Annotated in this window: 15 protein-coding genes; 10 read left to right on the top strand and 5 right to left on the bottom strand. The window is 38.2% G+C overall.

The window, feature by feature from the left end; genetic code table 11:
• The first annotated feature begins 17 nt into the window (after positions 1 to 17).
• The 3 genes from JFU24_RS14285 to JFU24_RS14275 all read left to right on the top strand — a co-directional run bounded on the left by JFU24_RS14285 (position 18) and on the right by JFU24_RS14275 (position 2,831).
• Positions 18 to 245, top strand: coding sequence for a group-specific protein (locus JFU24_RS14285; protein WP_201183213.1), 228 nt, complete (start codon positions 18 to 20; stop codon positions 243 to 245).
• A 545-nt stretch (positions 246 to 790) separates the two neighbouring features.
• Positions 791 to 2,656: a DUF6583 family protein gene (locus tag JFU24_RS14280; RefSeq protein WP_201250137.1), complete on the top strand. Its 1,866-nt coding sequence runs from the start codon at positions 791 to 793 to the stop codon at positions 2,654 to 2,656.
• A gap of 16 nt (positions 2,657 to 2,672) precedes the next feature.
• A complete protein-coding gene (locus JFU24_RS14275; protein ID WP_201183209.1) occupies positions 2,673 to 2,831 on the top strand; it encodes a hypothetical protein in 159 nt (52 codons plus the stop codon).
• 539 nt (positions 2,832 to 3,370) lie between these two features.
• Here the strand turns inward: JFU24_RS14275 and JFU24_RS14270 are convergent.
• A complete protein-coding gene (locus JFU24_RS14270) occupies positions 3,371 to 3,817 on the bottom strand; it encodes a hypothetical protein (RefSeq protein WP_207196240.1) in 447 nt (148 codons plus the stop codon).
• A 256-nt stretch (positions 3,818 to 4,073) separates the two neighbouring features.
• Between JFU24_RS14270 and JFU24_RS14265 the strand changes: the two genes are divergently transcribed.
• From JFU24_RS14265 to JFU24_RS14245, 5 genes are all read left to right on the top strand, one after another.
• Positions 4,074 to 4,730: a 5-bromo-4-chloroindolyl phosphate hydrolysis family protein gene (locus JFU24_RS14265; protein ID WP_201222335.1), complete on the top strand. Its 657-nt coding sequence runs from the start codon at positions 4,074 to 4,076 to the stop codon at positions 4,728 to 4,730.
• A complete protein-coding gene (locus JFU24_RS14260; protein WP_201183205.1) occupies positions 4,727 to 5,899 on the top strand; it encodes a toxic anion resistance protein in 1,173 nt (390 codons plus the stop codon). The genes JFU24_RS14265 and JFU24_RS14260 overlap by 4 nt, the downstream gene beginning before the upstream one ends.
• Positions 5,900 to 5,910: 11 nt before the next feature.
• Positions 5,911 to 6,480: a nitroreductase family protein gene (locus tag JFU24_RS14255; protein ID WP_057218282.1), complete on the top strand. Its 570-nt coding sequence runs from the start codon at positions 5,911 to 5,913 to the stop codon at positions 6,478 to 6,480.
• A 207-nt stretch (positions 6,481 to 6,687) separates the two neighbouring features.
• A complete protein-coding gene (locus tag JFU24_RS14250) occupies positions 6,688 to 7,194 on the top strand; it encodes an SEC-C metal-binding domain-containing protein (RefSeq protein ID WP_201183203.1) in 507 nt (168 codons plus the stop codon).
• Between the two features lie 340 nt (positions 7,195 to 7,534).
• A complete protein-coding gene (locus JFU24_RS14245; RefSeq protein ID WP_201183201.1) occupies positions 7,535 to 8,533 on the top strand; it encodes a S8 family peptidase in 999 nt (332 codons plus the stop codon).
• A 43-nt stretch (positions 8,534 to 8,576) separates the two neighbouring features.
• On the opposite strand, the gene JFU24_RS14240 is transcribed toward JFU24_RS14245, so the two are convergent.
• Together JFU24_RS14240 and JFU24_RS14235 are read right to left on the bottom strand one after the other, a co-directional pair.
• Positions 8,577 to 9,239, bottom strand: coding sequence for a YcnI family copper-binding membrane protein (locus JFU24_RS14240; protein WP_201250136.1), 663 nt, complete (start codon positions 9,237 to 9,239; stop codon positions 8,577 to 8,579).
• Positions 9,240 to 9,257: 18 nt separating this feature from the next.
• Complete coding sequence (locus JFU24_RS14235; RefSeq protein ID WP_201250135.1) at positions 9,258 to 10,889, bottom strand: copper resistance protein CopC; 1,632 nt, start codon at positions 10,887 to 10,889, stop codon at positions 9,258 to 9,260.
• Between the two features lie 175 nt (positions 10,890 to 11,064).
• On the opposite strand from JFU24_RS14235, the gene JFU24_RS14230 reads away from it, so the two are divergent.
• Both JFU24_RS14230 and JFU24_RS14225 read left to right on the top strand, forming a co-directional pair.
• A complete protein-coding gene (locus tag JFU24_RS14230) occupies positions 11,065 to 11,934 on the top strand; it encodes a VOC family protein (RefSeq protein ID WP_201250134.1) in 870 nt (289 codons plus the stop codon).
• 57 nt (positions 11,935 to 11,991) lie between these two features.
• A complete protein-coding gene (locus JFU24_RS14225) occupies positions 11,992 to 13,443 on the top strand; it encodes a cadherin-like beta sandwich domain-containing protein (protein WP_201250133.1) in 1,452 nt (483 codons plus the stop codon).
• An 89-nt stretch (positions 13,444 to 13,532) separates the two neighbouring features.
• On the opposite strand, the gene JFU24_RS14220 is transcribed toward JFU24_RS14225, so the two are convergent.
• Positions 13,533 to 15,158 carry a PAS domain-containing sensor histidine kinase gene (locus JFU24_RS14220; protein ID WP_201222326.1) on the bottom strand — a complete coding sequence of 542 codons (1,626 nt, stop codon included), beginning with the start codon at positions 15,156 to 15,158 and terminating at the stop codon, positions 13,533 to 13,535.
• 115 nt (positions 15,159 to 15,273) lie between these two features.
• A complete protein-coding gene (locus JFU24_RS14215) occupies positions 15,274 to 15,930 on the bottom strand; it encodes a TVP38/TMEM64 family protein (protein WP_201183188.1) in 657 nt (218 codons plus the stop codon).
• Positions 15,931 to 16,001: the final 71 nt, after the last annotated feature.

The following is a 16,001-nucleotide window of genomic DNA, read 5'->3' as shown; positions in this document are numbered from 1 at the left end:
TAAGAGGTGATTTATAAATGGGTACATGCAATCTAAATCATTCCCAGCAAGATGTCAGATTGAAATTAGAGAGTCAAATGAGATTTTTACCAAAGGACTTAGGTAAGAAATTGGGCCGCTTTCTAGAAAACGAAAATTCGCAGGAAACACTGAACGAATTGTTTCATCTTTTAAAGAAGTACGATTTGGCTTCTAAGGAAGAACAAGATGCAAGAAATGAAAAGTTAAATCATTTTATGAGATGATCGAGAAAGAACGGGAGTGCAAGAATGGCTCCTGTTCTTTTTTTGTTTCTGGTTTAAATTTGTAATATTTCCAAAAATAAATGGTTAAACATTCTTTTTGAGCGGAGTGAGAAATGAGGATCATGGGAGGCTTTAATAAAAATTCTTAAGTGATAATTTCATGGGGTATTTACATACTTATACAGAGGGCGCAGGGAAACTCGCTCCTTGATATTATTAGATACCTGTTTCGAGGAGTATTTAATGTAATAACAAGTAAAGGATGGAGGTGATTTATTGTTCAACGGCTATTCATGATATTTGAACAGATGAGGTGAGAAGGCATAGATTTCCGAACATGAATTTGAGAGTTATTTTTAGAAATTTAGAATATGGATATTAATTAACAATAATTTAATAATATGGGTAATAATAGTTCTCGTTATTTCCGTCGTTATTTACCTAAAATGTGTAATTATTGAAATGAATTATTTATGATGAAAAAGTACTAAATTTATAGGAGTTTATGTGTTAAGTGAGTAGGAAAAGGGAGAGAGTCCTAATAAATGAAAAATTGTAAATCATGTGGTAAGACGGTGAGTGAGGATTCTAAACTTTGCCTATCATGTGGCGCTTCTGTAGGTGAAGACCAAAAAACAGAAGAGGAAATGGCTACTTCTGAATTGAGGCAAGAACAAATCGAGGAAAAGCCCTCAAAAAAGCTATTCAAGAAAAAAACGTTAATTATTACGGCAGTATTAGCATTTATCATCATTACCAGTGCAGTTGCAGCTATTATTCATAAATCCCCGAAAGAGCTGTATCTTCTGTCTGAATACAAAACGTATCAGAATTACAAAGAGGAATGGACCAATAAGTATGGCAATTCAATTGAATTCCAAGAGAAAATGATGAAGCAACCTTCTAGTTCAGATATGACCCTTAGTGGAAGTGTCGAAATGGATTCATTAGGAAATAATCCAGACTTTGAAATGATTCAAGAATTATTGAGCCATATATCTTTTACAGCCAATACTGAACAGGATCCTATAAGCAAACAAGGTCACTACAAATTAGCCTTGAATGTCGAAAAGGAGAATGCTTTGGAAATTGAAATGTTCCAAAGTAAGGATAAACTCGGTTTGAAGGTTCCGGAGTTATATGAAAAATTCTTTTATTTGAATTTTGTTGAATATGGTGAGTTCATGCGTATGATTGATCCCTTATATGAGGGGCCTGAAACCTTAGAAGTATCGGATCTTAAATGGCAGGACCTGAAATTAACGGAGAAAGAACAGAAATATATTCAAAAACGGTATGGGTTATTCTTATTGGACCGATTAGAGGGTGAGAACTTTAAGGTACAAAAAGGCGTGGAATATAAGCATGAAGGCGAGACGATGAAGTTAAGGGAAGTGACTCTTAAGTTATCTGCCTCGGAAACTAAAAACCTTGTAAATGATTTTATGGATCAATTAATTGAAGATAATAAGCTTCATAGCATGATAGTTAATCGAGCACAAAAAGTGGCGAAGGCTAATGCGATGGCAGATGACGTAGAGGTACTTGATACAAAAGAAATGAAACGACAATTAATTAATGGGTTAAAAGATGCAAAGAATGAAATGAAGGATATTAGTTTTCCAAATGGGTTTTCTTCTACATTACTAATTAACAAGAGTGAGCAAGTTATCGACCGTAAAGTAACAATGGCGGTAGGAGGAAACTCAGATCAGGTCAATATGAAAGTGAACAGTAAAAATATTCCTTATGGGAATGATCAGATATTTGAAGAATTTAGCGTTGCATTATCTCCTGAAAAAGATGAGGATTCCCAGGTTATGTTCCAAGTTACAAATGATGTGGCTGTTAATAAAGATACGCGGGCTGAAAATCTTAAGGCTTCCTTTATGTATGAAGAGTACGGGGAGAGTGAGGAAATCAAGTTTGCGATGAAGAGTGATATTAACGGAGAAAACGGTGGTAAGCAGAACATCATTAGGAATTTTAACCTGAACTTCGCCGGTGGTGATTTATCTGATATGCCTTCTGCCTTTAAAGGAACAATTAAACAAGCGAGCGATCTTAACCTAAAGAAAGACTATTCCAATAGGAAATTTGAAGTAAAGCTTGGTCTAGAGGGTGATTTGGATTCAGGAACGGTTACAGTCAAGCTAGATTCTAAGACGAAGCTAAAGGATAAAGCCGATTTGCCAGATTTGGAGCTTGATTCTGGTGAAGGGTTAAGCGTAGTGAACATTTCTGAAAATGAGATGTATAAAATTCAGGAAGAAGTAGGAACGAATTTAATGGAGCTTGGTGTCAAATATGGGCTCATTCCGGAAGATAGGTATCAGTTCGATATTAACGATGAAGCTAGTTATGACGGTTATTATCAATTTGAAGACAAACATTCGGATGATAAGTTTTAGGTAGGGTGTGTTTTACATGAGAAACACGTTGGTTTTTACTTCCTTTTATTTGAAGGTGCTATTAGAAAATAGGAAGGCAGCCGAAGGAATGGCTGACTCCTATTTTCTTTTTATTGGGCGCAGCAGTCATTGGAAACTACTTTTTGAAAGAAGAGAGCCGAGTACAGCCATTTAAAGTAGCGATAGTAAAGATGATCCTACGGTTGAAACAAAGTTGGTCATCGAACAGCTTACAGATAGTCCACATTTGAACGGGATTATGACCAAGTTTGGAGGTTGATCAAAAAGAGGCAGAAGAGCTACTGCAAAACCAAACTGGAAATTAATCATTGTTGAAAAAAGACGGCCCAGCAAGGAAGAACAATGGTGTACATTACATATGACATGAGCGAAATCATGAAACTCTGTGACCGAATCGGTGTTCTGCAATATGGCGTCATGAATCACAGGCACCCTCAAGGAAGCGGCCGAAAGCTTCGGGGAATAAGGCTATTACAACATATCCCTAGAAGAAGTAGTATACAGACTATTAAGCGAAACGGATGATTGTTTGGAGAACTGGCAAATCAGTTAAGGCAACCCGAAATGACCGTTTTGTTAAGCTTTATACCTCTTAATCAATCGTTTGATTAATTCCATGTTCTTTTGATGAAAGAGCTAGTGAAAACGTAAAAAAACAGCAGAGGCCCATAATGAGCTCCTGCTGTTTTTTTCCTAAAAGCCATCATCTGTAGCGGAGAATGGGATGCTCAAGTTCCTTTCCACGGCCCGCAGTCTTTGATTAAGTCTGTTCAATCTGTTCGTATGACGCTGATCATTTTGGCTTAGCCTAGTTATTTCCTGGTTAACACGGTTCACTTCTCGATTCACCCGCGTAATCTCTTGGTTCAGTCGATTGATTTCTCTCGTTTGTTGCTCATTTTGACGCTCAAGCTCCCGAACTCTTCTTTCAATTTGTTGAGTTTGCGGCGGTTGTCTTTCAAAATCAAACTCCTCGGGCAAATGGTTATATGGATCGTCTTGAATCTGCTGAAAATTCCAATCTTGCTGTGGTACATATTCATATCGTTCGGGTTGTTGGAAGTATGGGTTGAAATTAGCCTGAATGTACTGATGATTTCCATTTTGTTGTGGAAAAGGATAAAAACCGTGTGAATTCATAGTTAGCTCTCCTTTGCAAACGGGATAGATACCCTATAACTTATGTGAGTTCTAGTAAAGTGGCAAGGCGATAGCCTAAAAAGAGTATAATGAAGAGGGGGCATTTTCCAATGAAAATATAAATTCATCGCTAAATTTGCAGAAACCATCCTGTTCCTATATCGTTTAAGTAGGAGAAAATTTTCTTCCATCTTGAAACCAATTACTGTGATAATCGTATATATAGAAAAGAGTGTAAGTCAGGAGTGTAGTGAAAATGAATCGCTTTCTTGCCGATGTTGTTCCAATATTAATTGCATTTCCAATGGTTTTGCCGGTTTGGCTGATTAGCTATTTTGCATTGAATCAATCGTTTGTTCTTTCTGTTGTCTTTTCCTTAGTTGGAGGGGGCCTCGCATACTGGCTAAGTTCCGTCTACTTTTCCTCACGATTCCTCAAAAAACATGAATTGACAAGAAAAGAATATCAATATATAAAGAAAAATTTAAGTGAAGCAAAACCGAAAATATGGCGAGTGCAAAAGGCACTAATTTCGGTCAGGCATATCTCTTCTTTTAAACAGAGGAAGGATATGATAAAGATGATCAGGAAAATATATAGTCTTACCAAAAAAGAACCAAAGCGCTTTTACCAGGCGGAACAATTTTATTATTCCCATCTGGATTCAGCCACGGAGTTGGCAGAGAAATATGTTTTTTTATCTCAGCAGCCCAGAAAGACTAAGGAGCTCGAACTATCTTTAACAGAAACACGTAAAACTTTAAAGGATCTTACTAAAACTATAGAAAAGGATTTATATAAAGTGATTGCCGATGATATAGATAACCTCAACTTTGAATTGGACGTTGCGAAGCAAACCATTAAAACTAGAAAAGAGTCACAAGTAATCGATGAAAGCAGGAGGTTAAAATGAATAATAATGATCCAAACCTGTTAAATAATACGACTAACGCCAATTTAATTGATGATCTTTTAGCCAATCCATTTGACGAGGTGCAGCAGTTGGAGAAGCTTTCTCCCCAGGAAGCAAAGCCGGTCAAACTGATTGATGTCATTCCGGAAGAAAACCGGGCAAAGGCCTACCAGCTTGCTGAACAAATTGACCCAACAAATCACCAGGCAATGATTTCCTATGGTACACCCGCTCAATCAAAACTCTTAACCTTTTCGAATTCGATGCTTGAGCATGTACAAAAAAAGGATGTAGGTGAAGTGGGCGACATTATCAGTGATTTAATGAAGAAGTTAAATGATCTGAGCCCGGATGAGCTTAAACCGGATAAGCCCTCGTTTTTTGCGCGTATGTTCGGGAAGTTGACGGGATCTGTACAGGAAGTACTTTCTAAGTATCAAAAAACAGGGGCTCAAATTGATCGAATCAGTGTAAAACTCGATCGGAGCAAGAATATCCTGCTATCGGATATCGTAATCCTTGAAAAGCTTTATGAAACGAATAAGGAATATTTTCAAGCGTTAAATGTCTACATTGCAGCGGGGGAAATTAAACTTGAAGAAATTCATGAGAAAACAATTCCAGAGCTAAAGAAATCTGCGGAATTAAGCAATGATCAAATGAAGTTTCAAGAAGTCAATGATATGCGCCAATTTGCTGAAAGATTAGATAAAAGGCTGTATGATTTGAAATTGAGTCGTGAAATCACCATTCAAAGCGCCCCGCAAATTAGGCTGATACAAAACACAAATCAGGCGCTTGTCGAGAAAATCCAATCTTCAATCATGACGGCCATTCCACTTTGGAAAAATCAGGTTGCAATTGCATTGACCTTGATCAGGCAGCGTCATGCTGTGGAGGCACAAAAGCAGGTTTCCAAAACGACAAATGATTTGCTATTAAAAAACTCGGAAATGCTGAAAATAAATACCATTGAAACGGCTAAGGAAAATGAGCGAGGGCTTGTCGACATTGAAACATTAAAGAACACCCAAGCTAATTTAATTTCCACGCTTGAAGAAACAATGCGAATTCAAGAAGAAGGCAGGCATAAACGTCGACATGCTGAACAGGAACTGGCTGCGATGGAGAATGAACTAAAGCAGAAACTTTTAGAGATAAAGGGATAAGGAGAGATTACATGGAAACTATTGAAGCTATAAAAACGAGAAGAAGTATTGGGGTTGTTAAACAAGATCCGGTACCAAAAGAATTGATTGAACAAATAATTGAAGCTGGAACGTATGCACCTAATCATCATCGAACAGAGCCTTGGCGTTTTTTTGTACTAACAGGAGAAGGAAGAAATAAACTAGGGCAGGTCTTTGAAGAGATAACAAGAATTGAAAATGCAGATGATACCCCGGAGAGTTTAATAAGTAAGATGGAAAGACAAAAAAAGAATCCACTAAGAGCTCCGGTCATTATTGCAGTAGGTATTGAACCTAGTGATAAGAATAATGTCTTAGTATCCGAAGAATATGCAGCAGTGAACAGTGCCGTTCAGAATATGCTTCTTGCCGCACATTCTCTAGGTCTTGGGGCAGTATGGAGAACTGGCAAAATCACCTATAATACGAAGGTTCGGGAATTTTTCAACTTATCCTCAAAAGGAGAAATACTAGCATTCATTTACTTGGGTTATCCCGATATGGAGCCAAAACCGGCTAAAAAAACACCGATTGATGAATTGACTACTTGGATCGAATGAAAAATTAATGGGAAGTAAATATAGGAGCAGTTGCATCAGTATAAACACACTGCGGCAGCTGTTTTTTTGTTCGATAAGATTTCTTTAATAGGTTTTTACCATATAGGATTTTGGCTTTCTTATGCTTCGTTTCAAGTGACGATTGAGGTTTTAGGTTGTACAATACATAGGGTGAATAAATTTTGATGAATTAGGATGTGTCTATAGATGAGAACGATTGATCCATTTGAGATTCTAGATGGAAAAGCGATTAAATATTTGGATGTTTTTGGCGTTGAGGATGGAATTGCTTTAAAGAGTAAGTATGAAGATAAAACGTATTGGATATATGATTATTATTGCATGCATCAGACCTGTGATTGCCAGGAAGTGTACCTTGAATTCGTGGAGGAGCGCAAGACCACCAGTCAGGCCGGACAGCATTTTGGAGTTCGGGTTTCATTCCGAGATAATCAATTCGTCCTAGAGGATTATAATATTTCCAAGCAAAAGGCGATGGATATTGCTGAAGACACGTTAAAGTACAGTAAAGACGTAATGGAACTGTTTAAGAAGCGCTATCAGCAAATGAAGGAAAAAGGCTCACAAATTATCATGGAGAGTGCAAAAGCGGCTAAAATGCCACATGTTCATACAGAACCAGTCATCGGAAGAAATGAGCCATGTCTATGTGGCAGCGGGAAAAAATACAAAAAATGCTGCGGTGCAGCTTAAGTTCATTTAAGGGAGGCTGACTCGATTCGGAGTCGCTTCTTTTTTTTGAAATCTAACATGGAAAAATAGAATGATTTCATAAATAAAAAAAATACTATAGTATTACAGGAACGTTTGTTCTATAATGGGGGTACCAGATAATGACAAGAAGAAGAAATAAAAAGTAGTAATTTAGACGGAATTTTCCGAATACTCCTTTTTTATTTTCAAAAATCTGGTATATATAAGAGAGAAGAGTTTTTTGATCTCATCTCTTTCAACGGTAGACGGCAACCAGACGGGATAGAAGATCCCCCACTGATGGCAGTTTAACTTATTGAACGAAGGAAGGGGTAATCAAATGACAAAAGAAAAAAGATTAATACCTTACAAAGTTCTTGAAGTAATGGACACGGTTAAAGAAAAAATTCCTGAGGGTGTAGAGCTTGTGAAAGCCCCGGCAATTTGGGAAAAGAGCAATTATGGTGAAGGCGTGGTCGTTGCTGTCATCGATACAGGCATTGATAAAGAGCATCCAGACCTCAAAGAAAGAATTATTGGTGGAAAGGATTTTACCAATACCGGGGATTATCAAGATGATAACGGGCATGGAACACATGTCAGCGGTACGGTTTTGGCTGCCCTTAATAAAGTTGGAGTAGTTGGAGTGGCTCCGAAAGCAAGTATTTTAGCGTTGAAAGCCTTAAATGGAAAAGGACAAGGCGATATAAATTGGATTAATGGAGCTTTAGAGTATGCGATTAATTGGCAGGGGCCTAATGAAGAAAAGGTTTCAGTTATTTCACTTTCCCTCGGTGGTCCTCCAGATGAGGCGGAACATAAGCTTATTCAAAGAGCGCTTCAGAAAGATATCCTTGTTGTATGTGCAGCTGGAAATAGTGGGGATGGGCGTGATGAAACGGATGAATTGGATTACCCAGGGGCATATCCCGAGGTAGTGGAAGTCGGAGCCGTGGATTTAAGCAGAAATTTGGCGGATTTTTCAAATACAAATGATGAAATTGACCTGGTAGCGCCAGGAGTTGATATTCTCTCTACGTATCCAGGAAATAGATATGCTAGGCTGAGCGGAACGTCTATGGCAACGCCTCATGTAAGCGGTGCGGCAGCTCTTTTGAAAGTGATTGCTGAAAAGGAATTTGGCCGTAAGCTAACTGAAGCGGAATTATATGCACAGTTAGTGAAAAGTACAGAAGATCTGGGAATAAGCAAAAGAGCCCAGGGGAATGGGCTACTAAACTTAACAATAGCGGAACAAAGAGTTGAAAAATCCATTAAGATTACCATAGAATCAGAAAATCTTCAGTTACCAAGTAAAACGGTGGTCATGGAATATTAAAAATAAAAAAGGTGTCCCAAGAAATTTTGGGACACCTAAAAGATTATTTTTTACTTTTCCTAATGGCTGCTAAAAGGGCTACAATAGAGAGAATCAAAGATATCCCTGCAAGAGTAATGATCAGTGTTTCATTGTTATCATCTTCTGCTTTTGCAGAATCCTTTGAACTGTCGGCTGAATTTGAAGCTGCGTGATCACTTTTTTCTGCATGGCTATGGCCCTCAGATCCTGTATTAGCTTTGGAAGCTACCGAAATCTCAGTTACAGAATGCGGTAGGTTGGAGCTTTCATCTCCACTCCATTCAACAATTTCACCATCTTCATAATATTGAAAGGCATCCCAAGCTACATTTGTTTCTTCTTTAGGGTTTTGGGCAACGAATAAAAATTGCTGGAATTGTCCAGCGGCAATTCCTTCATCGGTCGCTTCCCATGTTACCGTTTTTACATGACCTTCTTTGTTACCTTCAGTTGTTACTTTCCACCCTGGTACAGGCTGGTAGCTTTCAAAAGTAATGCCTTCCGGTATCTTTAAAGTCACCTTGGTGGTGGCAGTTTCTTTTTCAACGGGTACTTTAAGTGTATAGGTTTCCCAAGCCTCAGGTGCAGATGAACTAGGCTTAACAGTAACGTGTGCATTCGCTGAACCAGAAAAAATGAATAGTGCAGCAAATGTAGAGATAAGAAGCTTTGAAATGTTTTTCATTTAAATAAATCCCTTCTGTTATGAATTTCCTACTAATATTGTAAAATCGGCATCAATTGAATCTAGACTTTCAGTTAATCCATGGACCTGAATCTTCCACTTTCCTGACATGGTTAGAATCGACTTGGATGTAAACGTACCTGTATTTTCTCCCTGAAGTTGAAGTTTTATTTCTCCTCCGCCGGTATCTACAGGCTCCATTATGATTGTAAGCTGTTCAACTTCGGTATAAGGCATGCCTTCATCATTGGATATGTTTACTTGGATTCTGTTTTCACCGACTTCATTGGGAGTTACCATTAACGTAACCTCATTATTTTCTGCAGTCATCAAAGTTTTCTCAATTGGTCCTGGAGAAGACATGGCCGTTTGGACATTTGTTAATAGAGCGGCTACAAGGAGAACGACGATTCCTACACCAAACTCTATTCCCACACTATAACCAAGTTTTTTTTCTTTCTTTTTCCCCCTGAAAAAATGAAATGCTCCTAAAACAATCATGACTAACATGAGACCAACTTTCGCAAGTAACAATTGTCCATATGTTGTTTTTAACAATGAATGGATAGTCGGTACATGCTGTAAGCTGCTATATATCCCGCTAACGATCAGTATGATTACAAACAGAAATGCCCATCTGGAAAACCTTTGAATGATTGACCAGTAAAATGTTTTCTTATCTTCTGTCTGCCGATCAGCAAGCCCAGGCAATATCACCAATAAGGCCATAAGGCCGCCCAACCATAAAGCCATGGACAATAAATGGAGGAAATCCATCAAAACGGCCAGAACCTGATTAGGAACAGCTGCCGTATGTCCAATTGAAGCCTTACAAACCATCAAGCTGACTATTATGATGAAAGAAAGATAGGGTAGTGATTTATTCAGGGAGTTCTCTAGCATGAAATAAATCACTAAAAATAGAAAGAGCAATATTAGAATTTCAACGATCCAGATGGCTCCAAAGTTTGTAGCATTCAATACTTCTTTTATATAACTCACATTAAATGCATCAGTCCAACCTACGCCAGCGTCAATCGTCACCTTTAAAGGCAGACTGAAGAAGATGGAAAATGCTAAACCTGCATATGAAAGCCAAAGGTATAGACGGGCTCTTCTGCTGGCTTCAAAAAGGCGAGAATCCTTCATTAACGATAATTGGAAAAAAAGGATTCCGGTAAGGGCTGCAAAAGATATGTATTGAAGACTTTGCAGGAAAACGTTGATGGAATTCGGAAAACCTGCATTCATTTCGGGATTTTCTTGGTCTGATAGGCCCGCTGAATCTCCGAATTGAAAGGGGATTGTCCCTTCAATGGGGTGGCCATCACTCGAAACCACTCTCCATTTTATGTTGTAAATTCCTTCATCGAGAGTGCCTTTCCACTTAGCTTCCAGTATTTTTTCACTTTGTTCCGAGATTGTACTGTCTTGAATTTGTATTTTGTCCCCATCTTGGCTGAATACCTCAAGTGAATGGAAAGCTGGTTGTATATTCTCACTGAATTGAATGCTGATCTTTTCAGGAAGAGTATCCATTGCTTCATTTGGACTAGGATTAGAACTTATAACAGAAGCGTGACCAGAAGCCGTTACTGGATATAAAAGCAAACTGAATAGGCTGATAACCAGCCATAAATAATTCTTCATATTGGTGCGTCATCACCCTTTCATAAGATTATGCAAGCTCAGTATAAAATAAAAATGTGAAAAAACAGTGAAAAAAAAAATACTTATATAAGGAAATTAAGAAATACTAGAAAGAGATAAAATACCTATAATAAATTTACCACTTAACGTAACTAAAATGAAAAGAGGACAGAAAATGAAATTTCAAAGTTATCCCAACACCTATGTCGGCTATGTACATATCATTATAGAGGATTTATCGCGTAGTTTAAAATTTTATAAGGAGATTATTGGATTCGAAGTACTTGAGCAATCTGCTGATAAAGCAGTGTTAACAGCAGATGGGAAGACGCCACTACTGATTTTGGAACAACCAGATGGTGTAACACCGAAGCAATTGAGGACGACTGGTTTATATCATTTTGCGCTTTTAGTACCATGCAGAGCTGATTTGGCTAAGATATTACTGCACTTGATTCAATGTCGATATCCGCTGCAAGGAGCTTCGGATCACTATGTAAGTGAGGCCATTTATTTAGGGGATCCTGACGGAAATGGAATTGAAATTTATTGTGATAGGCCGGAAGAAACCTGGAAGTGGCAGAATGGGCAAGTCGAAATGGGTACGGAGGCCCTTGATGCAGAAGGACTATTAGCAGAAAATGATGAATCACCTTGGGCAGGTCTGCCAAGTGAAACCGTAATGGGCCACATTCATTTACACGTAGCAGACATTGGTGCTACCGAAGAGTTTTATACAAAAGGACTAGGCTTTGAAATTGTTGTACGATATGGAGGGCAAGCCCTATTTGTCTCTACAGGCAACTACCATCATCACATTGGCCTTAATACATGGAATGGAGTCGGGGCTCCTGCACCGGAGGCAACAAGTGTAGGACTGAAATCGTTCACGCTTATTTTACCAAGTGAAGAGGCACGAAAAAACACAGTAGAGCGATTACAGCAATTAGGATCATTTATAAACCAGGAGAAAGAAGTTGTTGTAACAAAGGATCCGTCAGGAAATGTCATCCATTTAGTCGTTCCCACATTAAGAAATAATTAAGGTTTCTTTGTTAACCTGACCCTACCACATTTGCAGGAATAATAGGGGGGATAGGCGTTGTTAAAGAAAAGGTTTAAAGAAAAAGGTGTGAAGGTGATCTTGGTCGGTTCTCTTGTGGGAATGGGAACGTTCACTTATATGCCTACAGCAGAGGCTACGGAGGATACAGCGGTCACACAGGGAGAGGCCCAAACGGTAAATACTCTATCTAAGCTCGAAATAGATGGTATAACATTGAATCAACAGTTTTCTGCTGATGTTTTAGAGTATAGTGCAACAGTAGGGAAGAATGTTGAAAAAATCAGCTTACTTGCTGAGAGTTCTAGTGAGACTGCTACCGTATCAGTGAATGGTATACAACTGACAAATGGGAAGGCTGAGGATTTTTCTCTTCAAACTGGTAAGAATACGTTCACGATCACGGTCAGTGATGGGATAAATGAAACGACTACCTATACCATCCAGGTTGATAAATCGGAAAGCGATGACAACCTTTTAACTGCGATTGGATTATCAAAAGGTTCTTTAACATTTGATGCGTCTGTAACAGCTTATAAGGTTTCTTTGGCGAATAAAGTCAATACCATTACGGTGGCTCCAACAGTGAGTGACAGTACTGCAAGGGTAAACGTAAATGGAATAGATGCAACGAGTAAAGGAGTAAAGGTGAACCTTCCAGTTGGTAAGACAACGGTGAAGATTGTCGTTGCAGCAGAAAATGGAGATAAAAAAACATACACGCTTACGATTACAAGGGCTGCAGCTAAAGCAAAGAGAACCGAAGATAAGGATACCTCTAAAGGAGATGAAGCTAAAAAGGAATCTTCAACGGGAACAAGTAAAACTCAACCTTCCTCCGATAACGGTGACAAACCATCATCAACTCCTTCGGATTTATCCAAAGGTCAAGTGCTAAGTAGCCAAGCACCTAAAGCACAGCAGATTGCAAGCATTTCCACACAAAAACACTTATCGGATTCTGTTAAAAAGGCAATTTCAGCTGGGTCCGTAGGTGAGGAAGGCAATACCACACCAGTGTTGAACACTTTGACAGTATCAAAAGGAACGTGGAACAAATCTTTTGATTCTGATGAGCATACATATCATATCGAAGTCGATAAGGATATTACCTCAGTCCCAATTGAAGCTATAGCTAGCGCAAGTGGAGCTACGATAAAATATGACGGTGAAAGCAGTAAAATCGTAACGATTAAGAATAAAGCTAAGACTGCAATTTCAGTTACAGTCTCAAAAGATGGAGCACGACGTACCTACGTCCTTGTTTTCGATAAAGATATCGATGTAGACATGGATGAGGAAGAAACTGTAGATGATGCCAAAACTGAAAAAGAGGCAGTAGTTGGAGCAAAACAAATGAGTACATCTAGTAAATCGGAAAACCTTAAATCCAATAACAGAGGTAGCCAGATGATGCCGATGGATAATCAATCAACAGAATCCATCTCATTTTTGGGGAAAATAAAGAAATTCGTTCTCTCTCTTTTTTAATATTACCAAGGGACTGTTTCAAAAAATTTGAAGGGGTCTTTTTTTAGACTACAAAAAAAGGACAAGATTTAATAGGCTTGTCCTGAAATTTATATTGGTAAAACAATTTTGACTTCAGTTCCATGATTTAGCTCGCTGTTAAAACGAACCTTTCCTCTGTGCGCCTCAATAATTCGGCAGCTAACGGTCAATCCTAGACCCGTTCCTCTTTCTTTAGATGAATAAAAAGGTTCTCCTAGATGTTTCAAACGATTTTTTTCGATTCCACTTCCATTATCCCTGATGGTTATGGAAAGGGTATTGTCTATTTGCTCGAAATCAATCCAAATGTGATCGGCGGAGGCCTCCATAGAGTTCTTAATCATGTTTATAAAAACTTGTTTGAGCTGATTTGCCTCACATGAAAGAAGCGGGATTTCATTTTTTACATCTATCGATATTTTTGTAGAATATGAGTCTGCCTCTGGTTTAAGCAAGGTTTTGACTTCATCCATCAGTCCAATAATTTGGTGTTTACTGAATGGGAGTTCCTGAGGTTTTGCAAGAACAAGTAATTCGCTTACAATCAGATTGATTCGGTCTAATTCACTGAGCATAATAGTGTAGTATTGTTCAAAGGGGTGGTCGCTCTTTTTAAGTAATTGGACGAATCCTTTTAAAGAAGTTAATGGGTTACGTACTTCGTGTGCTACACTGGCAGCAAGTTCACCGACTATTGACAACTTTTCGGTTCTTCTTAAGCGTGCTTCCGTTTCTCGGATTTGAGTTACATCTTTAGCATAGGTAATAATTCCGACTAATTCATTTCCAATAAGCATCGGGACAAATGTACATGAAAGTAAAAGAGACTCCCCGTATTTCGTGAGAAACTCTATATCTTTTCCTTTTTTTATCCCCTTTTGGTTTTCGACGACGTATTGACAGGATGTACGAATCAGTTCTTCATCTTCTGCGGAAAAGTTTAACTCAATAAAAGAGGCACCTTGGATTTCTTCTTGATGAAAGCCTGTAACTGTTTCAAACCTTGGATTGACGGTGGTAATTATTCCGGTTAAATCAAGCATCAGCATCGGATAAGGGTTGTGTTCGAACAATGATTTATAGCGCTGTTCACTCTCAAATAATTGATTTTCTGCGACAACTCTTTCAGAAATATCCCTGCCAATGACCACTAATCCTTTTCGGGAACCATCTTCAAAGAACAAAGGAACTTTGATGGTATCAAAGGTCTTATGATTGCCGTTGGGTAGCGGGATGATTTCCTCACACCGCGTAATCTCCTTTTTTATCCACGTTTCTTCATCTGAAATTTCACAGTAGATTAACGACTCTTTATAAAATTCGGAGTATTCTGCGAGCTCACTGTCTTTTTTCCCCTTATAGTCTACATGTTCCAATTGAAATAATTGCAGACCAAAGGTGTTGGATTCAAGCCATCGGCCATCTCCATCCTTGAAGTTAACGAAGTCTACCATTGAATTAATGAGCGTGCGACGACGCTGTTCCTCTTCTTTTAATTGCTTGAATTTTTCTCTTTTAGCCAAATAAAGAAATAAAATCAAGCCTATTGATAAAAGAAAAACAATTCCTTCTGCTCTTTGGAGTTGAATAAAGACCTCTTTGTTTTCAATATTAGTAGTTAAAAAGTAGTCGAACACGACTAGCGTAAGAATCCCAAATAGGATATATAGTACTAAAATGGAGCGTTTGGACATGGAGATTCTCCCTGATTTACGACATTTCAAAGGTTAAAAATACATACACATTTTAACAAACTATCAAAGAAAAATATATGCAGAATCATAAATAAAAAAACAGGAACCCTAACAGTCACCTGTTTTTCCTGAAGAAGGTTACTTTCTTTTTCTTCTTAAAGCGTTTATAGATAAGGAAAAATAGTAAGAAGAGGAAGGCGAGTACAGCTAGTGTATATTGGTTCATTTCCACAGATAGGAGACCATAAGGGATTAAGGATAGAAAGAAAAAGTATATAAGATTGCCGAGTGCGGTCGCTAATAAAAAATCCTTGAAGGTTACAGAACTGACTCCTGCTGCCAAGTTAATTAAACTTGTTGGTATGAGTGGGAATATCCTTCCGGTAAACACGTACATAAAGCCATGCTCTACAACGGATTCTTTCCATTTTGGGCCCATTTTCTTTAAGAGAGGTGCCTGAAACCAGTTCCTGGCTGCATAAAAAATGAATCCTGATGCAACGACACTTGTAACCCAACTCCATAGGTACCCATATATGAATCCAAATATCGCGACATTGATGGTTAGGAGTAAAATTAAGGGTATAATGGTAAAAGAATTTTGGACAATCATCAACACAAATGTCACAACAAAAGTAAGCAAAAGGTTTTCTGTCAATATGGTTATAACTGAATCCAAATCACTTTTCCAAACCATGGTGAACAATTCTGCATTGGAAACGATAAATATTACTATTACCAGTAGACCGATTAAGGTCAGTATTTTTTTCAAAAGGTCACCACCATTCATTCTAATAGTTTATCATCTTCAGGTTCAATGGTGAAAAAAAGAGCTTCCGCATG

This window comes from Peribacillus sp. TH27 (assembly GCF_016650915.1).
GTDB lineage: Bacteria > Bacillota > Bacilli > Bacillales > DSM-1321 > Peribacillus > Peribacillus butanolivorans.
The sequence above is the reverse complement of the archived record's forward strand: the minus strand, read 5'-3'. Positions and strand labels throughout refer to the sequence as shown.